Origin of the sequence: Burkholderia sp. Bp9099 (assembly GCF_003857805.1) — a bacterium.
GTDB lineage: Bacteria > Pseudomonadota > Gammaproteobacteria > Burkholderiales > Burkholderiaceae > Burkholderia.
The window spans coordinates 84,825-107,722 of sequence record NZ_QTPU01000014.1 but is presented as its reverse complement, the minus strand read 5'-3'; the positions used below and the strand labels follow the sequence as shown (position 1 = coordinate 107,722).

General features: G+C 68.6%; 19 protein-coding genes. 16 read left to right on the top strand and 3 right to left on the bottom strand.

Annotated features, from left to right (window positions below; translation table 11 throughout):
- The first annotated feature begins 200 nt into the window (after positions 1 to 200).
- The 9 genes from DIE17_RS18015 to DIE17_RS17975 all read left to right on the top strand — a co-directional run bounded on the left by DIE17_RS18015 (position 201) and on the right by DIE17_RS17975 (position 13,166).
- Positions 201 to 2,336, top strand: a complete 2,136-nt coding sequence (locus DIE17_RS18015; protein WP_124520689.1) for a 3-hydroxyacyl-CoA dehydrogenase NAD-binding domain-containing protein — start codon at positions 201 to 203, stop codon at positions 2,334 to 2,336.
- Between the two features lie 29 nt (positions 2,337 to 2,365).
- Entirely contained in the window at positions 2,366 to 3,562 is a 1,197-nt protein-coding gene (locus DIE17_RS18010) for an acyl-CoA dehydrogenase family protein (protein ID WP_124520691.1), read from the top strand.
- Between the two features lie 14 nt (positions 3,563 to 3,576).
- Complete coding sequence (locus DIE17_RS18005) at positions 3,577 to 4,722, top strand: acyl-CoA dehydrogenase family protein (RefSeq protein WP_124520693.1); 1,146 nt, start codon at positions 3,577 to 3,579, stop codon at positions 4,720 to 4,722.
- A 30-nt stretch (positions 4,723 to 4,752) separates the two neighbouring features.
- Complete coding sequence (locus DIE17_RS18000; protein ID WP_124520695.1) at positions 4,753 to 5,958, top strand: CaiB/BaiF CoA-transferase family protein; 1,206 nt, start codon at positions 4,753 to 4,755, stop codon at positions 5,956 to 5,958.
- A gap of 97 nt (positions 5,959 to 6,055) precedes the next feature.
- Complete coding sequence (locus DIE17_RS17995; protein ID WP_014895931.1) at positions 6,056 to 6,361, top strand: DUF485 domain-containing protein; 306 nt, start codon at positions 6,056 to 6,058, stop codon at positions 6,359 to 6,361.
- A gap of 11 nt (positions 6,362 to 6,372) precedes the next feature.
- The gene (locus DIE17_RS17990) at positions 6,373 to 8,058 is read left to right on the top strand and encodes a cation acetate symporter (protein ID WP_124520697.1); all 1,686 of its coding nucleotides are present in this window, start codon (positions 6,373 to 6,375) and stop codon (positions 8,056 to 8,058) included.
- 361 nt (positions 8,059 to 8,419) lie between these two features.
- Complete coding sequence (locus DIE17_RS17985) at positions 8,420 to 9,709, top strand: dicarboxylate/amino acid:cation symporter (RefSeq protein ID WP_044846742.1); 1,290 nt, start codon at positions 8,420 to 8,422, stop codon at positions 9,707 to 9,709.
- A 4-nt stretch (positions 9,710 to 9,713) separates the two neighbouring features.
- Complete coding sequence (locus tag DIE17_RS17980) at positions 9,714 to 11,738, top strand: ATP-binding protein (protein WP_124486543.1); 2,025 nt, start codon at positions 9,714 to 9,716, stop codon at positions 11,736 to 11,738.
- A 72-nt stretch (positions 11,739 to 11,810) separates the two neighbouring features.
- Complete coding sequence (locus tag DIE17_RS17975) at positions 11,811 to 13,166, top strand: sigma-54-dependent transcriptional regulator (protein ID WP_044846740.1); 1,356 nt, start codon at positions 11,811 to 11,813, stop codon at positions 13,164 to 13,166.
- 103 nt (positions 13,167 to 13,269) lie between these two features.
- Here DIE17_RS17975 and DIE17_RS17970 read toward each other — a convergent pair whose 3' ends face one another.
- A complete protein-coding gene (locus tag DIE17_RS17970; protein ID WP_044846739.1) occupies positions 13,270 to 13,806 on the bottom strand; it encodes a peroxiredoxin family protein in 537 nt (178 codons plus the stop codon).
- A gap of 163 nt (positions 13,807 to 13,969) precedes the next feature.
- Between DIE17_RS17970 and DIE17_RS17965 the strand changes: the two genes are divergently transcribed.
- A complete protein-coding gene (locus DIE17_RS17965; RefSeq protein WP_124921197.1) occupies positions 13,970 to 14,542 on the top strand; it encodes a hypothetical protein in 573 nt (190 codons plus the stop codon).
- Positions 14,543 to 14,876: 334 nt separating this feature from the next.
- Here the strand turns inward: DIE17_RS17965 and DIE17_RS17960 are convergent, their stop codons facing one another.
- Both DIE17_RS17960 and DIE17_RS17955 read right to left on the bottom strand, forming a co-directional pair.
- A complete protein-coding gene (locus DIE17_RS17960) occupies positions 14,877 to 16,541 on the bottom strand; it encodes a YifB family Mg chelatase-like AAA ATPase (RefSeq protein ID WP_124520702.1) in 1,665 nt (554 codons plus the stop codon).
- A 288-nt stretch (positions 16,542 to 16,829) separates the two neighbouring features.
- The gene (locus tag DIE17_RS17955; protein ID WP_006398174.1) at positions 16,830 to 17,081 is read right to left on the bottom strand and encodes an accessory factor UbiK family protein; all 252 of its coding nucleotides are present in this window, start codon (positions 17,079 to 17,081) and stop codon (positions 16,830 to 16,832) included.
- A gap of 365 nt (positions 17,082 to 17,446) precedes the next feature.
- Between DIE17_RS17955 and DIE17_RS17950 the strand changes: the two genes are divergently transcribed.
- From DIE17_RS17950 to DIE17_RS17925, 6 genes are all read left to right on the top strand, one after another.
- Entirely contained in the window at positions 17,447 to 17,785 is a 339-nt protein-coding gene (locus DIE17_RS17950) for a P-II family nitrogen regulator (protein WP_006398175.1), read from the top strand.
- Positions 17,786 to 17,818: 33 nt separating this feature from the next.
- Complete coding sequence (locus DIE17_RS17945; protein ID WP_124486541.1) at positions 17,819 to 19,336, top strand: ammonium transporter; 1,518 nt, start codon at positions 17,819 to 17,821, stop codon at positions 19,334 to 19,336.
- Between the two features lie 241 nt (positions 19,337 to 19,577).
- Positions 19,578 to 20,867 carry a glutamate--cysteine ligase gene (gshA, locus tag DIE17_RS17940; RefSeq protein WP_044848231.1) on the top strand — a complete coding sequence of 430 codons (1,290 nt, stop codon included), beginning with the start codon at positions 19,578 to 19,580 and terminating at the stop codon, positions 20,865 to 20,867.
- A gap of 25 nt (positions 20,868 to 20,892) precedes the next feature.
- Entirely contained in the window at positions 20,893 to 21,849 is a 957-nt protein-coding gene (gene gshB / locus DIE17_RS17935; protein WP_124520704.1) for a glutathione synthase, read from the top strand.
- Positions 21,850 to 22,080: 231 nt separating this feature from the next.
- Complete coding sequence (locus tag DIE17_RS17930; protein ID WP_044848229.1) at positions 22,081 to 22,551, top strand: PTS sugar transporter subunit IIA; 471 nt, start codon at positions 22,081 to 22,083, stop codon at positions 22,549 to 22,551.
- A 74-nt stretch (positions 22,552 to 22,625) separates the two neighbouring features.
- Positions 22,626 to 22,895 carry an HPr family phosphocarrier protein gene (locus DIE17_RS17925; RefSeq protein ID WP_006752075.1) on the top strand — a complete coding sequence of 90 codons (270 nt, stop codon included), beginning with the start codon at positions 22,626 to 22,628 and terminating at the stop codon, positions 22,893 to 22,895.
- Positions 22,896 to 22,898 lie beyond the last annotated feature (3 nt).

Here is a 22,898-nt window from a genome sequence, read left to right as displayed (position 1 = left end):
CCGAAAGCATTCAATGTCAAGCCAGACTTGACAGCTTGTAAAGCCGGGCGGGAATTGTCAATGAATCTCGATCAATCGAGAATCGAGTCATGCCCGGCACATGCGCCGGATCGTTTCCCGCCGCGCGGGATCGGGAAGCGGCGCCGCTCGCCGGCCTGGCGACCGGTCCCGCCCGCATGGCGCACCGCAATGGAGACACGATGAATTCAACCGCTTCCCCCGAACCCGCCCAGACCGGCGCCGTCACGCGCGAACGGCGCGACAAGGTGCTCGTCGTCACGATCGACCATCCGCCCGTCAACGCGCTGTCCGCCGATGTGCGGCGCGGCCTTGCCGACGCGCTCGACGCCGCGCAGGCCGACGCCGCGATCCGCGCGGTGCTGATCGTCGGCGCCGGCCGCAACTTCATCGCGGGCGCCGACATCCGCGAATTCGGCAAGCCGCCCGTGCCGCCGTCGCTGCCCGACGTCTGCGAGCGGATCGAGTCGAGTGCGAAGCCGGTCGTGGTGGCGCTGCACGGCGCGACGCTCGGCGGCGGCCTCGAAGTCGCGCTCGCCGCGCATTACCGGCTCGCGGTGCCCGGCGCGAAGCTCGGGTTGCCCGAAGTCACGCTCGGCCTGCTGCCCGGCGCGGGCGGCACGCAGCGCGCGCCGCGCCTGATCGGCGCCCAGGCCGCGCTCGACCTGATGCTGACGGGGCGTCACGCGAGCGCCGACGAAGCGCTCGCGCTCGGCCTCGTCGATCGCGTCGCGCACAGCGACGACACGCTCGCCGAAGGCCTCGCCTATGCGCAGGAACTCGTGTCGCTCGGCGCGCCGGCTCGGCGCACGCGCGATGCGCAGGGCCTCGCCGACCGCGCGGCCGCGCAGGCCGCGATCGACGCGGCGCGCGCCGAGTTGCCGAAGAAGTCGCGCGGCCTGTTCTCGCCGGCGAAGATCGTCGACGCGGTCGAGGCCGCGCTCACGCTGTCGTTCGACGCGGGGATGAAGCTCGAACGCAGCCTGTTCCTGCAGTGCCTCGACAGCCCGCAGCGCGCGGGCCTCGTGCACGCGTTCTTCGCGGAACGCGAGGCCGCGAAGGCGCCCGAGGCGCGCCGCGCGAGCGCGCGCCCGGTCGAGCGGATCGGCGTGGTCGGCGGCGGCACGATGGGCGCGGGCATCGCGGTCGCGGCACTCGACGCCGGGTTGCCGGTGACGATGATCGAACGCGACGAAGCGTCGCTCGCGCGCGGCCGCGCGCATGTCGAGAAGGTATACGACGGGCTCGTCGCGAAGGGGCGGATGACGCCGGCCGCGCACGCGGCGCGCCTCGCGCGCTTCAAGGGCAGCACGTCGTACGACGCGCTCGCGCAGGCCGACGTCGTGATCGAGGCGGTGTTCGAGGACATGGCCGTGAAAAAGGCAGTGTTCGCCGAGCTCGCGCGCGCGTGCAAGCCGGGCGCGATGCTCGCGACCAACACGTCGTATCTCGACATCGACGAGCTGGCCGCCGGCACCGACCGGCCGGCCGACGTGATCGGCCTGCATTTCTTCTCGCCGGCGAACGTGATGAAGCTGCTCGAGATCGTCGTGCCGGCGCGCGTCGCCGATGACGTCGTCGCGACCGCGTTCGCGCTGGCCAAACAGCTGAAAAAGACGCCGGTGCGCGCCGGCGTGTGCGACGGCTTCATCGGCAACCGGATCCTCGCCGTCTATCGCACCGCGGCCGACTACCTGATGGAGGACGGCGCATCGCCGTACCAGATCGATCGCGTAGTGCGCGAATTCGGCTTCCCGATGGGGCCGTTCCAGGTCGTCGACCTCGCGGGCGGCGACATCGGCTGGGCGACCCGCAAGCGCCGCGCGGCCACGCGCGACCCGCGCGCGCGCTACGTGGAGATTTCCGACCGGCTGTGCGAGCGCGGCTGGTTCGGCCAGAAGACGGGGCGCGGCTACTACCTGTATCCGGACGGCGCGCGCGTCGGCACGCCGGACCCCGAAGTCGAGGCAATCGTCGCCGACGAACGCGCGAAGAAGGGCATCGCACCGCGCACGTTCACCGACGACGAGATCCTGCGCCGCTACCTTGCCGCGATGATCAACGAAGGCGCGAACGTCGTGCACGAGAAGATCGCGCTGCGCCCGCTCGACGTCGACGCGGTGTTCCTGTACGGCTACGGCTTCCCGCGCCATCGCGGCGGCCCGATGCACTACGCGGACACGGTCGGCCTCGCGAACGTGCTCGCCGACATCCGCGCGTTCGCGCAGGAGGATCCGCTGTTCTGGAAACCGTCGCCGCTGCTCGTCGAGCTGGTCGGGCGCGGCGCGGATTTCGCGAGTCTGAACCGTATCGACTGAACGCCCACCGCATTCGCAACGGACCCACGATGGACCTCAATTTCACTCCCGAAGAGGAAGCGTTCCGCACCGAAGTGCAGCGCTTCCTCGCCGCCGAACTGCCCGCGCGCACCGCGCGCAAGGTGAAGGGCGGCCTGCACCTGACGCGCGACGACATGCGCGAATGGCACGCAATCCTGAACGCCCGCGGCTGGCTCGCGAGCCACTGGCCGCGCGAATACGGCGGCCCCGGCTGGAGCGTCGCGCAGAAGTTCCTGTTCGACAACGAATGCGCGCTCGCCGGTGCGCCGCGCATCGTGCCGTTCGGCGTCAACATGCTTGGGCCCGTGCTGATCAGGTACGGCAGCGAAGCGCAGCAGCGCCACTGGCTGCCGCGCATTCTCGACGGCACCGACTGGTGGTGCCAGGGCTATTCGGAGCCGGGCGCCGGTTCCGACCTCGCATCGGTGAAGACGAGCGCGGTGCGCGATGGCGATCACTACGTCGTGAACGGCCAGAAGACTTGGACCACGCTCGGCCACTACGCGAACATGATCTTCTGCCTCGTGCGCACCGCGACCGACGTGCGCAAGCAGGAGGGCATCAGCTTCCTGCTGATCGACATGAACACGCCGGGCGTCGAGGTGCGCCCGATCATCACGCTCGACGGCGAGCACGAAGTGAACGAAGTGTTCTTCACCGACGTGCGCGTGCCCGTGGCGAACCTCGTCGGCGAAGAAAACCGCGGCTGGACCTGCGCGAAATACCTGCTCACGTACGAGCGCACCAACATCGCCGGGATCGGCTTCTCGACGGCCGCGCTCGAGCGGCTGCGCGCGGTGGCCGCGAAGGTCACGAAGAACGGCCGGCCGCTCGCCGACGATCCGTTCTTCGCGGCGCGCATCGCGCGCGTCGAGATCGAACTCGAGAACATGCGCACGACCAACCTGCGCGTGCTCGCCGCGGTCGCGGGCGGCGGCGTGCCGGGCGCGGAAAGCTCGATGCTGAAGATCCGCGGCACGCAGATCCGCCAGGAGATCACCGCGCTGATGCGCCGCGCGATGGGGCCGTACGCGCAGCCGTTCGTCGACGCAGCGCTCGATGCCGATTACGACGGCGAGCCGGTCGGCCCGGATGAGGCCGCGAGCGCCGCGCAGCAGTACTTCAACAATCGCAAGCTGTCGATCTTCGGCGGCTCGAACGAGATCCAGAAGAACATCATCGCGAAGATGATGCTCGGGCTGTAACGAGGGACGCGACGATGGATTTCCAGCACACAGAAGACCGCCGGATGCTGGCGGACACGTTGAACCGCTTCATCGCCGAACGGTATGCGTTCCCGGTGCGCGACCGCATCGCGCAGTCGGTCGAAGGCTTCGATCGCGCGATGTGGCGGCGCTTCGCCGAACTCGGCGCGGTCGGCGCGCTGTTTGCCGAAGCCGACGGCGGCTTCGGCGGCGCGGGTTTCGACATCGCCGTGGTGTTCGAATGCCTCGGCCGCGGGCTCGTGGTCGAGCCGTTCCTCGGCACGCTGCTCGCGGGTCGCGCGCTGGCGCTGGCCGGCGGCGACGCGCATCGCGCGCGGCTGGCCGCGCTGATCGACGGCAGCGCGAGCGCCGCGTTCGCGCACGACGAGCCGGGCTCGCACTACGAACTGACGACCGTGCGCACGCGCGCCGAGCGTGCCGGCGACGGCTGGGTGCTGACGGGCGCGAAAGGCGTCGTCGACCAGGCCGCGCAGGCGGCGTTCTTCGTCGTCAGCGCGCGCGTGTCCGGTCAGGACGACGACGCGGCCGGCATCGGCCTGTTCGTCGTGCCGGCCGACGCGCCGGGCGTGTCGCTGCGGGACTACAAGAAGATCGACGGCGGCCGCGCGGCCGAGATGCGCTTCGAGCGCGTCGTGCTGCCGGGCGATGCGGCGCTCGGCGTGCCGGAAACGCAAGACGACGAAGCAGGCGCCGCATTGCTCGAACGCGTGCTCGGCTACGGGCTGCTCGCGCTGTCGGCGGAGGCGCTCGGCGCGATGGACGTCGCGAAGGAAGCGACGCTCGACTACCTGCGCACGCGCAAGCAGTTCGGCATGCCGATCGGCAGCTTCCAGGCGCTGCAGCACCGGATGGCCGACCTGCTGCTCGAAGTCGAGCAGGCGCGCTCGGCGGTGATCAACGCGGCCGCGCAGCTCGATGCGCCGCGCGCGGTGCGCGAACGCGCGCTCGCGGCGGCCAAGTACACCATCGGCCGGATCGGCACGCTGGTCGCCGAGGAGAGCATCCAGTTGCACGGCGGGATCGGGATGACGTGGGAGCTGCCGCTGTCGCATTACGCGAAGCGGCTCGTGATGATCGATCACCAGCTCGGCGACGAGGATCACCATCTCGCGCGCTACATCGCGCTGTCGAAACAATAAAGACGAACGACGCGAATGGAGGAGACAAGGATGACGAACGAATCGCGCGCGTTGCCCCTGGCCGGCGTGAAGGTGCTCGATTTCTCGCGCGTGCTGGCAGGCCCGTGGTGCGCGATGGTGCTTGCCGATTTCGGCGCGGAAGTGATCAAGGTCGAGCATCCGGCGCGCGGCGACGACACGCGCGACTGGGGCTTGCGGATCGGCGACACCGAAACGACCTACTTCAACAGCGTGAACCGAAGCAAGCGCTCGATCTGTCTCGACCTGCAGACCGACGAAGGGCGGCGGCTCGCGCGCGAGCTGGCCGCGCAGGCCGACGTGGTGCTGCACAACTTCAAGTTCGGCGGCGCGGAAAAACTCGGGCTCGGCTACGACGCGCTGGCCGCGCTCAATCCCCGGCTCGTGCATTGCGCGATTTCCGGCTACGACCGCTCGGGCCCGGAAGCCGCGCGGCCCGGCTACGACCTCGTCGTGCAGGGCGAGGCCGGGCTGATGGCGCTGAACGGCGAGGCCGGCCAGCCACCGCTGAAATTCGGTGTCGCGGCGGTCGACTTGTTCACCGGCATGTATTCGGCGCAGGCGGTCCTCGCCGCGCTGTACGAGCGTCATGCGACGGGGCGCGGGCGGCGCATCGAGATGGCGCTGTTCGACTGCGGGCTGATGATCACCGCGTACTACGGGCTCGATGCGCTGCTGATGGGCGAGGATCCGCCGCGCTACGGCAATGCGCATCCGTCGATCGTGCCGTATGGCGTGTTCGACGCGGCCGACGGCCCGCTCGTGATCACGGTCGGCAACAACACGCAGTTCGCGCGTTTCTGCGATGCGATCGAGCGGCCCGACCTCGCCGCGGACGAACGCTACAAGACCAATCTCGGCCGCTCGGAGAACCGCGCCGCGCTGCTGCCGGAGATTCGCGGCGAACTTGCGCGGCGGCCGCGCGCGACGCTGCTCGCGGCGCTCGCCGCCGGCGGCATTCCGTGCGGCGAAGTGCTCGGGCTGCACGAGGCGCTGACCTCCGAGCGCGCGACCCGGGCGGGGCTCGTCACGCGGCAGCCGCACCCGGTCGCGGGCGGCGTCGACGTGCTGGCGCCGCCGTATCGCTTCGACGGTGCGCGGCTGCCGGTGCGCGGCGCGCCGCCGGTGCTCGGCGCGGATACGGAAGACGTGCTCGGCGGCTGGCTCGGGATGTCGGCGGACGAGGTCGCGCGACTGCGCGCGGATCGCGTCGTGTAACGCATTGACGTGCCGCCACGGCGCGGGCGGATCGATGGGCGCGCCGGCCATCCACAAGACACTTCTCGCGAAACGACGAGGAGACATTGGAGACACCATGGAGCTTTCCGTCATCGAATCGGTCACGGCGCGCCGTGACTACCAGCAGCTCGTGCGCGCACGGCGCCGCTTCAGCTTCACGCTCACGGCACTGATGATCGCCACGTACTACGGCTTCATCCTGCTCGTCGCGCTCGCGCCGCACGTGCTTGCGGCGCCGCTGTACCGCGGCGCGACGACCACGGTCGGGATCGCCGCGGGCGTCGCGATCATCCTGGTCGCGATCGGGCTGACCGCGTGCTACGTGCTGCGCGCGAACCGTGCGTTCGACCGCCGCGTCGACGCGATCCTGCAGCGTTCGTGACGGAGGCCGACATGCGACGCACTTCGAGCGCGCTCGGCGCGCTGGCCGTTCTCGTTTCCTCCACCGCGCACGCGACCGGCGTCGCGGGCCCGATGCCCGACAAGGTCGAGCTGAACCCGGTGGCGATCGCGATGTTCTTCGCGTTCGTGTTCGCGACGCTCGCGCTCACGCGCTGGGCCGCGCGCCGCACGCGTTCGACGCGCGACTTCTACACGGCCGGCGGCGGTATCACCGGGCTGCAGAACGGGCTCGCGATCGCGGGCGACTACATGTCGGCCGCGTCGTTCCTCGGGCTCTCCGGGATGGTGTTCATGTTCGGCTTCGACGGGCTGATCTACTCGATCGGCTTCCTGGTCGGCTGGCCGTTCGTGATGTTCCTGATCGCCGAGCCGCTGCGCAATCTCGGCAAGTTCACGTTCGTCGACGTGGTCGCGTACCGCTTCGCACAGCGGCCGATCCGGCTCCTGACGTCCGCGAACGCGCTGACGATCGTCGTGCTGTACCTGGTCGTGCAGATGGTCGGCGCGGGCAAGCTGATCCAGCTGCTGTTCGGGCTATCGTACGGCACGGCCGAGCTGATCGTCGGCGTGCTGATGGTCGTCTACGTGTTCTTCGGCGGGATGACCGCGACCACCTGGGTGCAGGTGATCAAGGCCGTGCTGCTGCTGTGCGGCGCGACGCTGCTCGTCCTGCTCGCGCTCGCCGAATTCGGCTTCAGCGTCGATGAGATGTTCCGTCGCGCGGTGGCCGTGCATCCGGGCGCGCTGTCGATCATGGGGCCCGGCAAGCTGATCCGCGATCCGGCCAACGCGCTGTCGCTCGGCATCGCGCTGATGTTCGGCACGGCCGGCTTCCCGCACATCCTGATGCGCTTCTTCACGGTGCCGAACGCGAAGGAAGCGCGCAAGTCGGTGCTCTACGCGACCGGCTTCATCGGCTATTTCTATCTGCTGACGTTTGTGATCGGTTTCTCGGCGATCGTGCTGCTCGCGCAGCATCCGGAATTCTTCCGGCTCGGCGCGAACGGCACGTTCAACCTGACGCACGACCTGCTCGGCGGCTCGAACATGGTCGCGGTGAAGCTCGCGCAGGCGGTCGGCGGCAACTGGTTCTACGGCTTCATCGCGGCCGTCACGTTCGCGACGATCCTCGCGGTGGTCGCCGGGCTGACGCTCGCCGGCGCGACCACGATCTCGCACGACCTGTATGCGCAGATGTGGGCGCGCGGCAAGCCCGACGAGCGGCTGGAAATGCGCATCTCGCGCGCGGCGACGATCGGCTTGTCCGCGGTCGCGATCGCGCTGTCGATCCTGTTCGAGCACGTCAACGTCGCGTTCATGGTCGGCCTCGTCGCGGCGGTGGCCGCCAGCGCCAATTTCCCGGTGCTCGCGATGTCGATCTTCTGGCGCGGGATGACGACGCGCGGCGCGGTGCTCGGCGGCGGCCTCGGCCTCGCGTCGGCGGTGGCGCTGACGGTGCTGTCGAAGTCGGTGTGGGTCGACGTGCTGCACCACGCGCACGCGCCGGTGTTTCTCGACAACCCGGCGCTCGTGTCGGTGCCGCTCGCGTTCGTCGGGATCGTCGTCGGCTCGTTCGCGGACCGCGGCGAGCGCGCGCGTCGCGAGCGCGACGCGTTCGCGCAGCAGGAGTTCTATGCGCAGACGGGCGTGCTGGCCGGTGAAGCCGTGCAGCATTGATTCGTCATATGAAACAATCGCTCCGTCCGGATCGCCGGACGGATATTTTCCGGAAATCCGGAATCCCGGATTTCCTTGCCTGCCGCATTATGAGAAATACAATGAAAACAACGGCTTGAGGGGCTCCGGAAACCTGGCATCGACCTTGCGATATAAAGCGCACGGCCATCCCCCGGCCGAACTACTACAGCAAGCAAGGAGACAACCGATGACCAATGCCTTCCTCCCCCTCCGGATGTCCTGAGGCATCGCTTGTTGCGGCACGGCAGCCGCGCGGGCGAATGCCTCCTCCCCTGAGACATTCGCCTGCGCGCGTGACGCCGTTTCCACCGGCTCATCATCTACTTCAGCAGGAACCATCGTGAAGAAGAAACCCTTCTACAAAGTGCTCTATGTGCAGGTGATCTTCGCCATCATCGTCGGCGTGATCCTCGGCCACTTCTATCCGTCGCTCGCCACCGAGATGAAACCGCTCGGCGACGGCTTCATCAAGCTGATCAAGATGGTGATCGGACCGATCATCTTCTGTACGGTCGTCACCGGCATCGCCGGCATGGAGGACATGAAGAAGGTCGGCCGCGTCGGCGGCAAGGCGCTGCTGTACTTCGAGATCGTGTCGACCTTCGCGCTGCTGCTCGGCCTCGCGGCCACGCACATCCTGCGTCCCGGCGTCGGCTTCAACATCGATCCGGCGACGCTGAACGGCAAGGAAGTCGCGTCGTACGCGGCGAAGGCGCACGGGCAGTCGACGGTCGACTTCCTGATGCACATCATCCCGAACACGATGGTCGACGCGTTCGCGCAGGGTGAAATCCTGCAGATCCTGCTGATCGCGCTGCTGTTCGGCAGCGTGCTCGCGCACCTCGGCGAACGAGGCAAGGTCGTGACCGACTTCATCGACGGCCTCACGCGCGTGCTGTTCGGCATCGTGCACATCGTCACGAAGCTGGCGCCGATCGGCGCGTTCGGCGCGATGGCGTTCACGATCGGCAAGTACGGCGTCGGCTCGCTGGTGCCGCTGCTCAAGCTGATCGGCACGTTCTACCTGACGTCGGTCGTGTTCGTGCTGGTCGTGCTCGGCGCGATCGCGCGCTTCACGGGCTTCTCGATCATCCGCTTCGTGTCGTACATCAAGGAAGAGCTGCTGATCGTGCTCGGCACGAGCTCGTCGGAAGCCGCGCTGCCGCAACTGATGGAAAAGCTCGAGAAGGCCGGCTGCTCGCGTTCGGTCGTCGGCCTCGTCGTGCCGACCGGCTATTCGTTCAACCTCGACGGCACCAACATCTACATGACGATGGCCGTGCTGTTCATCGCGCAGGCGACGAACATCGAACTGACGTGGATGCAGCAGCTCACGCTGCTCGCGGTCGCGATGCTGACGTCGAAGGGCGCGAGCGGCGTCACGGGCGCGGGCTTCATCACGCTCGCCGCGACGCTCGCCGTCGTGCCGACGATCCCGCTGTCGGGCATGGTGCTGATCCTCGGCATCGACCGCTTCATGAGCGAATGCCGCGCGCTGACCAACATCGTCGGCAATGGCGTCGCGACGGTCGTCGTGTCGGCCTGGGAGAAGGAACTCGACCGCAACAAGCTGCGCCAGGCGCTGAAGGGCGGCGGCGAGGTCACGCCGACCGAGACGGCCGGCGTCTGACGTCATGAAGGAGCAGGCGGCGGCACCGCCCGCGGGCGGTGCGCCGCGCGGCGGCCGGGGCAGCGACGAGGCGCCCTATGACACAATAGGCGATCCGCATCGCCAGGAAGTCACGTCCGTGAAGCGCCGCCTGCTCATCCTCGTCGTGCTTGCCGCCGCGCTCGCGGCGGCGTGCGCGCTGACGTGGACCATCACGTGGCAGCGCGGCGTCGCCGAGCTGCAGCGCAACGCTGCGGTGCGGGTCGACCGCACCACCAACGCGCTCAAGAGCACGCTCGACCGCTACGAATCGCTGCCTTATCTGCTCGGCAGCCATCCGTACGTGCTGGACCTGCTCGCCGAGCCGAAGCGCGCCGATTTCACCGCGCGCGCGAACCGCTATCTCGAAGACCTCAACGAACACGCGCACGCAACCGTCACCTACGTGATCGGCGCGGACGGCCTGTGCGTCGCCGCCAGCAACTGGCGCGCGCCGGACAGCTTCGTCGGGACCGGCTACCAGTTTCGTCCATATTTCATCGACGCGATGAACGGCCGGGTCGGCCGCTTCTTCGCGATCGGCACGATCTCCCGCGACCCCGGCTACTACATCTCGCAGCCGGTGTGGCGCGACGGCAGGATCGCGGGCGTCGTCGTCGTGAAGCTCAATCTCGAATGGTTCCAGGGCGCCGACGCGTCCGAGCCGCTCGTCGTCGCGGACGATCACGGCGTCGTGTTCCTGTCGTCCGTGCCCGCCTGGAAGTACCACACGCTGCATCCGCTGACGGGGCCCGTCGCCGCGTCGATCTACGAGACGCGCCAGTACGCGCAGCAGCCCGTCACGCCGCTGCCGCTGCGCGTCGAGCAGGTGCTCGGCGCCGATGCGGAGATCGTGCGCCTCGGTGCGGCCGGCGTAGGCCCCGGCCTGCGCGCGCCGCGTTTCCTCGCCAGCAAGCGGCGGATCGGCGAGCCCGACTGGCTGCTCGTCACGCTCGCGCCGATCGCGCCCATCGACGCCGACGCGCGCAACGCGACGATCGTCACGGGCTTCGGCTTCGTGTCGGTCGCGTTGCTCGCGTTCTACTGGCGCATGCGCCGCGCGCGCGTGCGCGAGATGATCCGCGGCCGCGCGCTGCTGCAGCAGGCGTATGCGGAGCTGAACCGGCGCGTCGAGGAACGCACGGCCGACCTGTCGGAAGCGAACGAGCAATTGCAGAAGGAAGTCGGCGACCGGATCCGCGCGGAGCAGGAATTGCGCGCCGCGCACGACGAACTGATCCAGGCGAGCAAGCTCGCCGCGCTCGGCCAGATGGCGGCCGGCATCACGCATGAACTGAACCAGCCGCTCGCGGCGTTGCGCAGCTTCTCGGACAACACGCGCGTGCTGCTCGATCGCGGCGAGCAGGCGGCCGCGCGCGAGAACCTCGAGGCGATCGCCGCGCTGACCGAGCGGATGGGCAAGATCACCAACCAGCTGAAGCTGTTCGTCGGCCGCGCGAAGCCGCGCAACGAACAGGCGCTCGTCGTGCGCGCGCTGCGCAGCGTGCTGTCGCTGCTCGGCGACCGGCTGCGCGGCGTCGCGCTCACGCTGACGCTGCAGGATGCGACGGTGTCGCCCGCGCAGGATGCGCCGCTCGACCTGGCGCGCGACTATCCGGAACTCGTCGCCCGCTGCGAGGACCTGCGCCTCGAGCAGGTGCTGATCAACCTGCTCGGCAACGCGCTCGACGCGGTCGCGGGCGTCGCCGCGCCGGCGATCGAAGTGACGATCGCGGTGTCGGTCGCGACGCTCGCGGTCGAGGTGCGCGACAACGGCTCCGGCATCGCGCCCGAGCTGCTGCCGCGACTGTTCGAACCGTTCTTCACGACCAAGGAAATGGGGCGCGGGCTCGGGCTCGGGCTCGCGATCTCGTCGTCGATCGCGAGCGACGCGGGCGGCGCGCTGACCGCGCGCAATGCGCCGTCCGGCGGCGCGCTGTTCGTCTTGACGCTGCGGCGCGCGCGCACGCATCATCCGGACGCCGTGTCCGAGCCGGCGGGCTCGCGCTAGGCACCGCACGACCGCATCAACGAGAGCCGCGCGCACCACCGCCGCGCGGTCTGTCAGGAGCAAGTGACTACGATGGCCAACCGGCTGCAAGTGATCTATATCGAAGACGATGCGCTCGTTCGCCGGGCGAGCGTGCAGAGCCTCCAGCTCGCCGGGTTCGACGTCGTCGGGTTCGAATCGGCCGAGGCGGCCGACAAGGCGATCGTCGCGGAAACCGCGGGCGCGATCGTCAGCGACATCCGGCTGCCCGGCGCAAGCGGGCTCGACCTGCTCGCGCAGTGCCGCGAGCGCGTACCCGACGTGCCCGTGATCCTCGTCACCGGCCACGGCGACATCTCGATGGCCGTGCAGGCGATGCGCGACGGCGCGTACGACTTCATCGAAAAGCCGTTCGCGGCCGAGCGGCTGATCGAGACGGTCCGCCGCGCGCTCGAGCGGCGCGAGCTCGTGCTCGAGAACCATGCGCTGCGGCGCGAGCTGGCCGGCCAGAACATCGTCGCGCCGCGCATCATCGGCCGCAGTCCGGCGATCGAACAGGTGCGCAAGCTGATCGCGAATGTCGCGCCCACCGACGCATCGGTGCTGATCAACGGCGACACGGGCGCCGGCAAGGAACTGATCGCGCGCAGCCTGCACGAGCTGTCGCCGCGCCGCGACAAGCCGTTCATCGCGGTGAACTGCGGCGCGCTGCCCGAGCCGATGTTCGAGTCGGAGATGTTCGGCTACGAGCCCGGCGCGTTCACCGGCGCCGCGAAGCGCCGCGTCGGCAAGCTCGAATATGCGTCCGGCGGCACGCTGTTCCTCGACGAAATCGAAAGCATGCCGCTCGCGCTGCAGGTGAAGCTCCTGCGCGTGCTGCAGGACGGCGTGCTCGAGCGGCTCGGCTCGAATCAGCCGATCCGCGTGAACTGCCGCGTCGTCGCGGCCGCGAAAGGCGACATGAGCGAACTCGTCGCGGCCGGCACGTTCCGGCGCGACCTGCTGTACCGGCTCAACGTCGTGACGATCGCGCTGCCGCCGCTCGCCGAGCGCCGCGAGGACATCGTGCCGCTGTTCGAGCACTTCATGCTCGACGCGGCCGTGCGCTACGGGCGGCCGGCCCCCGTGCTGACCGACCGGCAGCGCGCGAGCCTGATGCAGCGCGACTGGCCCGGCAACGTGCGCGAGCTGCGCAACGCGGCCGACCGCTTCGTGCTCGGCGTCGCCGACATGCCGCAGGAAGCCGGTGCGAGCGGCGACGATGCCGAGAGCGACCAGACGCTGAAGGAGCGCATCGAGCAGTTCGAGCGCGCGGTGATCGCCGAGGCGCTGAACCAGACGGGCGGTGCGGTCGCCGCGACGGCCGACCGGCTGCATGTCGGCAAGGCGACGCTGTACGAGAAGATGAAGCGCTACGGGCTGTCGGCGAAAGGCGAAACCGAGCGCTGAAAAAGAGACGGACCGCGGAACCGGGCTGGCCGGTCGTGCGATCCGTCATGTGGAGCAGGGCGCGGCGGGCGGCCCTGCGCGTCGTGTCGTGCGGAGGCGGCGCTCAGGCCGCGTTGCCGTCGAGCGCCTTCTTGAGCAGCGCGTCGAGTTCCGCGAATTGCGGGGCGCCGACGTAGCGCTTCAGGATCTTGCCGTCCTTGTCGACGACGAAGGTTGTCGGCGTAAGCTGCACGTTGCCGAACTGCTTCGCGACGCTGCCGTCGTCGAGTGCGACCTTGAACGGCAGCTGGCGCGTCTGCGCATAGTTCGCGACGTACATCGGCGGATCGTAGTTCATCGCGACCGCGACGAACTCCAGCCCCTGACCCTTGAAGCGATTGTAGGTATCGACCATCTGCGGCATTTCCTGCATGCAGGTCGCGCAGCTCGTCGCCCAGAAGTTCACGAGGTAGACCTTGCCCTTCAGGTCGCCGGCCGTCGACACCTTCTGACCGGACAGCAGCGTGAACGTGGCGTCCGGCACGGTGGACTTGCCGTTGAACGCGAAGAAGCCGGCAACGGCGATGGCCGCGACGACGACGGCCGCGACGATATAGCGGGCGGGGCCGGTGCGGCGCTGGGCGGGAGGCGTGGTGTTCATCTGCGGTGCTCTCGGAGTCGGTCGATGACGCGGATCGATGCAAAGGACGTCGAAATTCGGCGATTATTTTAGCGCGAATGCGGCGCACGCACCGGCGGCCGCCACACATCCCGGGTGTCGGCTTCGTCGGATAATGGGCCTTTTGCCTGTCCCCATCACTGCCATGCCGAAGGAAGTCATCGATTCGTTGTGCCCCCTTTTTCGTCCGCTGCGACACTTCGCCGCGCTCGCGTGCGTGAGCGCGGCGCTGGCCGCGTGCTCGCCGTCATATTACTGGCGTACGCTGCACAACGACGCCGGCTACACGATCGACCTGCCGGCGAAGCCGACCGTCGAGAACCAGCCGGTGGCGGTCGGCGGCGCGTCGATGCCGATGCGGATGCAGGCCGCGCACGTCGACGGCGCGGTGTTCGCGGTCGGCACGCTGACGCTGCCCGACGACCGCGACGACACGCGCCGCGCGGCGCTCGAGTTCCTGCGTTCCGGGCTGTCGCGCAATCTCGAAGGCGTGCCGCAGACGGCCTCGGTGCCGGTGCCGCTCGCGGCCGGCGGCGCGGTGAACGGGCTCGAGCTGCGCATCGCGGGTGCGGCGAGCGGCGGCGACCGCTCGCGCAAGACGATCGTCGCGCGGCTCGTGGCGCGCGGCCGGCACGCGTACCAGGCCGTTGCGATCGCCGACGGGCCGCTCGCGCAGGAGCAACTGGACCAGTTTTTCGGCTCGTTCAAGCTCGACTGAACAGCGGCCGGCGAGGGCGCTCAGACACTTCATGACAATTGAAAGTTCATTCGCAGCTTTCGACGCTAATCGCCGGATTTTGCGGGGATTTTTCGGCTATCCACAGCGCATGTGGATAACTTTGTTGAAAAGTTGACCGAATCGCCCGCAAAGCCGCGCCGGACGGCCTTCCGGCGCATTTGACGGTTGGCCATTCATTTCGGAAAAATCAATAAAAACAAAGGGATACGAATCTCGCGACGAAGAGGTGCCCGCGCCGGGTGATCAGGGGCCGGATTCGTGAAATTGTGCATAAGTCAAGTCTTGACAGTCATATTTTGTCCTCCGCGAGCATTCACAGCGCCGTGAGCGCACGCCGGTAGCGGATCGCCTCGGCGATCTGCGCGGCCGTCGGCAATGGGTCACCGGCCAGGTCGGCGATCGTCCGTGCGACCTTCAACACGCGGAAATACGCGCGTGCCGACCAGCCGAAGCGCTCGCCGGCCTCGCGCAGCAGCCGCTCACCATCGTCGGTCGGCCGAGACAGGTCGTCGGTCTCGCGCCCGCTCAGCATGTGATTGGTCTTGCCCTGCCGGTCGAGCTGCAGCGCACGCGCCCGGGCGACCCGCGCGGCGACCGCGGTGCTCGGCTCGCCGGGCGCCGTCGCGCGCGACGCGAGTTCGGCCGGCGATAGCGCGGGCAGGTCGATCTGGATGTCGATGCGGTCGAGCAACGGCCCCGACAGCTTGCGCAGATAGCGCGTGGCGAGCTCCGGGGTGCAGCGGCAGCGCCCGGACGGATCGCCGTGCCAGCCGCACGGGCACGGATTCATCGCGGCGATCAGCTGGCACGCGGCGGGGAAGTCGGCCTGCTGCGCCGCGCGCGAGATCGTGATGCGGCCGACTTCCAGCGGCTCGCGCAGCATCTCCAGCACGTGCCGGTCGAATTCGGGCAACTCGTCGAGAAACAGTACGCCGAGGTGCGCGAGCGTGATCTCGCCCGGCTGCGGCGGGTTGCGGCCGCCAACCAGCGCGGCGGCGCTCGACGAGTGGTGCGGCGCGCGGAACGGGCGCCGCCGCCAGTGCGCGGGCGAGAAGCCGATGCGGCTCGCGGAAAGGAGCGCGGCCGACGCCAGCGCCTCGTCGTCGGTCAGCGGCGGCAGGAGGCCGGGCAGGCGCGCGGCGAGCATCGACTTGCCGGCGCCGGGCGGCCCGATCATCAGCATGTGGTGCCCGCCCGCGGCGGCGACTTCGAGCGCGCGCCGGGCGCCGCGCTGGCCGACGACGTCCGCGAGATCGGGGGCGGCAGGCGCCGGCACGCCGTCGAGGCCGGGCGCCTCGACCGGCGCGAGCCGGGCATCCGGCGCACCGGCCAGGTGCGCGCACAGCGCGGGCAGGTCGGGCGCGCCGAACACGGTGACACCCGGCACCAGCGCGGCCTCGGCCGCGCTGTCGAGCGGCAGGTACAGCTCGGGCGGACGGGCTGCGGCCGCCGGCCCGCACGGCGCGACGGCCGCGGCGCGAGACCCGAAGCCCGCGCCGGTCCCCGCGGCGGCGGGCCCGAAGCCGGATCCGGTCTCCGTGGCGCAGGACTCGAAGCCCGCTCCAGTCGCCGCGGCGCGCCAGTCCCGTGCCGCGCCGCACGCCATCGCGAACGCGCCCCGCATCGGCCGCAGCGCGCCGGTCAGCGACAGTTCGCCCGCGAATTCGCGGCCGGCCAGCGCGTCGGCCGGGAGCTGGCCGTTCGCGGCGAGGATGCCGAGCGCGATCGGCAGGTCGAAGCGGCCGGACTCCTTCGGCAGGTCGGCCGGCGCGAGATTGACGGTGATGCGCCTGACGGGGAAGTCGAATCCGCAGTTCTGCAGCGCGGCGCGCACGCGCTCGCGGCTTTCGCGGACTTCGAGATCGGGCAGGCCGACGATCGAGAACGACGGCAATCCGTTGGCAAGATGGACTTCGACGGTGACGTCCGGCGCGCGGCCGGCCGCCGGCGCGCGACTGCGCACCACGGCGAGCGACATGGCGAGGCTCCTTTAAATGAATCGGACGGGCAGCGGCCATTCGGGCCGCATGCCTCGGGAATCGGAGGAATCGGTGCGCGCTTGCCGGCGTGGCGCGGAAAAGAACGAGGAACGACGAACAGCGAAGCGCTACAAACAGCGAAGAGCGAAGAGCGAAGAGCGAAGAGCGAAGAACAGCGAAGAGCGGGAATTGCGAGGAACGACGGAACGACTGACCGGCCGACTTCGGATGTCAGGCGCGGGCCGCACGAGGCGGCCCGCGCCCGGACCTGTCGGTCGGGTTGGGCGTCAGGCCTGGGACGCTGCGAGCTTCTGCTCGAGTTCCGCGACGCGCTTCTCGAGTTCCTCGAGACGCACGCGGGTGCGGGCGAGCACCTGTGCCTGCGTGTCGAACTCCTCGCGCGTGACGAGATCGAGCTTCGAGAAGCCTTGCGACAGCATGGCCTTCACGTTGCGCTCGACATCCTTGGCCGGCGAGTTTTTCAGCAGGTCGCTGACGCGCGACTGCAGGTCGTTGAAAACATCGCTGGGTTGCTTCATGAGATTTCCTTCCTTGCACAAAAAGTGTGCATCTTCAGTTGCGTACGTGCCCATGATGCACGCATGACCGGAAATGGTGCGCGCGTGGCGCGAATTCCGGGCATGGCGCCCGCATGGGTGAATGGCCCGGAGATCCGGGACGTGCGTGCACTCTAGCAATGATCCTTTCGGCGCGCCAGCAAACCTGGGCCACGTTGGCCATTCGGCCGGGCTTCCGCATCTTTCCGTACCTTTCAGCACCCGATGCAACCCCGTTTCGGAGCCATTCGAGGCGGTGCTCGCGCGAACATGGCATGCGAGTTGCTGAGGAGAGACGGTCACACCATTCCAACCAATTCGACGGGATCAACCTGCGAGAGGACTCCATGAAACTGATTACCGCAATCATCAAGCCGTTCAAGCTCGATGAGACGCGCGAAGCGCTCTCCGCGCTCGGCGTCTCGGGCATCACGGTCACTGAGGTGAAAGGGTTCGGGCGCCAGAAGGGGCACACCGAGCTGTACCGGGGCGCCGAGTACGTGGTCGATTTCCTGCCGAAGATGAAGATCGAGGCGGCCGTGTCCGACGATCTCGTCGACCAGGCGGTCGAGGCGATCGAGCGTGCAGCCCGCACCGGCAAGATCGGCGACGGAAAGATCTTCGTCACGCCGATCGAGCAAGTGATCCGGATCCGGACCGGGGAGACCGGCGCAGACGCGCTGTAACAGACCAAGACAAGCGACAAGAGGAAACCCGAGATGCGCAAACTTCTGATGTCCCTGCTGATGGCTGGCTCGCTGATCGCGGCTGGCGTCGGTCCCGCGCTCGCCGACGACGCGGCCTCCGCCGCGGCAGCGTCCGCGCCCGCCGCCACGGCGTCCGATGCATCGGCAGCCGCGGCTCCCGCCGCTTCGGCGCCGGCCGCCACCGACGCATCGGCACCTGCCGCTGCCGCCGCACCCGCTTCGGGCGCCGCCTCCGACGCATCGGCCGCCGCCGCCGCGTCCGCGCCGGCCGCACCCGCCGCGCCGACCGAGCCGTTCTCCGTCGATTCGTCGAAGATCAGTGCCGGCGACACCGCGTGGATGCTGACGTCCACCGCGCTCGTGCTGTTCATGACGATCCCCGGCCTCGCACTGTTCTACGCGGGCATGGTCCGCAAGAAGAACGTGCTCGCGACCGTGATGCAGAGCTTCGCGATCACCGCCGCGATCACGGTGCTGTGGACGGTGGTGGGCTACAGCCTCGCGTTCACGCCGGGCAACGGCTTCATCGGCGGCCTGTCGCGCGTGTTCCTGCACGGCATGAACTACATCAAGGGCGACAAGGCGACCACGCTGACCGTCAGCCATCTCGCGACGACGATTCCGGAATCGGTCTACTTCGTCTACCAGATGACGTTCGCGATCATCACGCCGGCGCTGATCTGCGGCGCGTTCGCCGATCGCATGAAGTTCTCGGCGATGCTCGTGTTCATGACGCTCTGGTCGCTGATCGTCTATGTGCCGATCGCGCACATGGTGTGGGAGCCGACCGGCTGGCTGTCGGCCGACGGCGTGCTCGACTTCGCGGGCGGCACGGTGGTGCACATCAACGCCGGTATCGCGGGCCTCGTGTCGTGCCTCGTGCTCGGCAAGCGCGTCGGCTACGGCCGCGAATCGATGGCGCCGCACAACCTGGTGCTGACGATGATCGGCGGCTCGATGCTGTGGGTCGGCTGGTTCGGCTTCAACGCGGGCTCCGCGGTCGCGGCCGACGGCCGTGCCGGCTTCGCGATGCTGACCACGCAAGTGGCGACCGCCTGCGCGGCGCTCGGCTGGATGTTTGCGGAATGGGTCGCGAAGGGCAAGCCGTCGGTGCTCGGCATCGTGTCGGGCGCGGTCGCGGGTCTCGTGGCGATCACGCCGGCTGCCGGCTTCGTCGGCGTCGCCGGTGCGCTCGTGATCGGCATCGCGGCGGGCGTGATCTGCTTCTGGTCGGCCACGTGGCTCAAGTCGAAGCTCGGCTACGACGATTCGCTCGACGCGTTCGGCGTGCACGGCATTGGCGGGATTCTCGGCGCGCTGCTGACGGGCGTGTTCGCGGTCAAGGACATCGGCGGCGCCGACGGCAGCCTGCTGCTGCAGGCGAAGGGCGTGCTGATCACGCTGGTCTACAGCGGCGTGCTGAGCTTCGTGCTGCTGAAGCTGATCGACCTGACGATTGGCCTGCGCGTGTCCGAAGAGGAAGAGCGCGAGGGCCTCGACGTGATCCTGCACGGCGAACATGTCGAATAAGTCACAAGGATGACGGCGGGCCGCCGCGCAGACGGCGCCCGCCACGAATGAGCGCAGCGACTTCGGCCCGCCACCCGGCGGGCTTTTTTTCTCCTGCCGCGTGCTGCCGTAGCGCATAACCCTTCAGGCTATCGGGTCAATAGCCGAAAACTTCCTCCATATCCTTGTGAAGCCGGGAACAATCCCCAAATGGGCAAGGCAATTGCTCTACAATCTTCATTCTCCCGCTCGCGAGTGATTCATGGTTCCCCACCTCGTTACCGCGTTGAACGGTCCGCTGCTCGAGCTCGAGCAGAAGATCCTCGACGCGACGCCTGCGATCGAACGCTGGTTCAGGCTCGAATGGCAGGAACACACCCCGCCGTTCTATTGTTCGGTGGACCTGCGCAACGCCGGTTTCAAGCTGGCGCCCGTCGACGCGAACCTGTTCCCCGGCGCGTTCAATAATCTGCCGTCCGAAGTGCTGCCGCTCGCCGTCCAGGCCGCGATGGCGGCGATCGAGAAGATCTGCCCGGACGCGAAGAACCTGCTCGTGATTCCCGAGCTGCCGACCCGCAACGCGTTCTACCTGGAAAACGTCGCGCGGCTCGCGACGATCATGCGCCAGGCCGGCCTGAACGTGCGCTTCGGCTCGCTCGACCCGAGCATCACCGACATGACGCCGATCACGCTGGCCGACGGCCAGAAGATCGTGCTCGAACCGCTCGAGCGTTCGCAGCGCCGCCTCGGCCTGAAGAATTTCGATCCGTGCTCGATCCTGCTGAACAACGACCTGTCGGCCGGGATTCCCGCCGTGCTGGAGAACCTGCACGAGCAGTACCTGCTGCCGCCGCTGCACGCGGGCTGGGCCGTGCGCCGCAAGTCGACGCACTTCTCGTGCTACGACGACGTCGCGAAGAAGTTCGCGAAGATGGTCGGCGTCGATCCGTGGATGGTGAATCCGTATTTCGCGCACGTCGAAGGCGTCGACTGGCAGGCGCATGAAGGCGAGCAGGCGCTCGCCGACGCGATCGACGGCGTGCTGAAGAAGATCGCGCGCAAGTATCGCGAATACGGCATCAGCGAAAAGCCGTACGTCGTCGTGAAGGCCGACGCGGGCACCGCCGGGCGCGGCGTGATGACCGTGCACGACGCGGCCGAGATCGGCCGCATGTCGAAGGCCGAGCGCGCGCAGATGGCCGAGTCGAAGGCCGGCCTCGCGGTGCGCGACGTGATCGTCCAGGAAGGCGTGTACACGTTCGAGCGCGTCGGCGACGAAGTGGCCGAGCCGGTCGTGTACATGATCGACCGCTACGTGGTCGGCGGTTTCTACCGCACGCACGGCGGCCGCGAGCGCGACCAGAACCTGAACGCGCCCGGCATGCACTACGTGCCGCTCGGCTTCGAGCACACCGCGCTGCCGGATGCCGGCGCGAAGCCGGGCGCCGCGCCGCCGAACCGTTTCTACATGTACGGCGTCGTCGCGCGCCTGTCGCTGATCGCGTCGTCGATCGAACTGGAAAAGACCGATCCCGAAGCCATCCAGGTGTAACGGCTTCGCTACGTACAGGACCCGCATGGACATTCTCTTTATCGCCGACCCGCTCGAGCGCTTCAAGATCTACAAGGATTCGACCTACGCGATGATGGCGGAGGCCGCGCGGCGCGGGCATGCGGTGTACGCGTGCCAGCCGCACCAGCTCGCATGGACGGGCTCGGGCGTCGAGGCTGACGTGCAGCGCGTGACGATCGTCGGCGACACGGCCGACCTGCATCGCCATCCGTGGTTCGAGGCGGCCGCGCACGAATCGCGTCAGCTGACGTCGTTCGGCGCGGTGCTGATGCGCAAGGATCCGCCGTTCGACATGGAATACGTGACGGCCACCTGGATGCTCGAGCTTGCCGAACGGGCGGGCGCGCGCGTGTTCAACAAGCCCCAGTCGATCCGCGATCACTCGGAGAAGCTCGCGATCGGCGAGTTTCCGCAGTTCGTCGCGCCGACGCTCGTCACGCGCGACGCCGCGCGCCTGCGAGCGTTCCATGCCGAGCATGGCGACGTGATCGTGAAGCCGCTCGACGGCATGGGCGGGATGGGCGTATTCCGCGTGAAGGCCGACGGGATGAATCTCGGCGCGATCATCGAGATGCTCGGCCACGACGGCACGCGCTCGCTGATGATCCAGAAGTTCATTCCCGAGATCACGGCGGGCGACAAGCGCATTCTGCTGATCGCCGGCGAGCCGGTGCCGTATTCGCTCGCGCGGATTCCGCAGGGCAGCGAGGTGCGCGGCAATCTCGCCGCGGGCGGGCTCGGCGTCGCGCAGCCGCTGACGCCGCGCGACCGCGAGATCGCCGCGACGCTCGGGCCGGTGCTCGCCGCGCGCGGGCTGCTGCTGGTCGGGCTCGACGCGATCGGCGACTGGCTGACCGAGGTGAACGTGACGAGCCCGACGTGCTTCCGCGAAATCATGGAGCAGACGGGTTTCGACGTCGCCGCGATGTTCATCGACGCGCTGGAGCGGGCGGCCGCGTAGCCCGCTTTCCGCGCAAGCCCGGCGGCGGCCGCGCAGGCCCCCCGTCGCCGGAGCGGTTCGACCGGCCTGCTACAATGCCCGCTTGCCCGGTGCCGCGACCAGCGCGCCGAAGGCCCGGCGGTCGGGCCGAAACCGTTGCAAGGCTGAACATGAAACGTTTCCCATACTCGCTATGCTCGTTGCCCCGCTGCGGGGCGTCGGCCCGCCAAGGGCGGCCGGGGGCAGTCTGACATGGCCGGGATTCTGATCATCGCGCACGCGCCGCTCGCCACCGCGCTGCGGGACTGCATCGCGCACATCTACGGCGGCGTGCCCGCGCGCATCGGCTGCATCGACGTGCTGGCGGACAGCGACCCGACCCAGGTGATGGCGTTCGCGCACGCGGAGCTCGCGCGGCTCAGGGAAGAGAACGGCGTCGTCGTGCTGACCGACATGTACGGCGCGACGCCCGCGAACATCGCGGGCCAGCTCGCGAAGCTCGACAACGTGCGCGTGCTGGCGGGCGTGAACCTGCCGATGCTGGTGCGCGCCGTCTGCTACCGTACCGTGCCGCTCGACAAGCTCGTCGACAAGGCGCTGTCCGGCGGCGCGAAGGGCGTCCACGAGGTGTCTGCCGGCACGCCGCCGCCGCCTTCGGAAACCGGCTGCGGCCAGTGCGCGCCGATTCCGCCCGAGCCGCAACCGCGCACCGAATCGCACTGACCGTCCCGTTTTCCGTTTTAGACCGACCCGCCGACGCACGTCGCCGGCGGCCTCGACCGACCCGACCGAGAACCATGCTTCAACAAGAAACCACCATCGTCAACAAATTGGGGCTCCATGCGCGCGCATCGGCCAAGCTTACGCAACTGGCCGGCAACTTCCAGTCGGAAGTCTGGATGACGCGCAACGGACGCAAGATCAACGCGAAAAGCATCATGGGCGTGATGATGCTCGCGGCGGGCATCGGCAGCAGCGTGACGATCGAGACCGAAGGTCCGGACGAGCGCGAGGCGATGGACGCGTTGCTCAAGCTGATCGCGGACAAGTTCGGCGAAGGTCAGTGATCC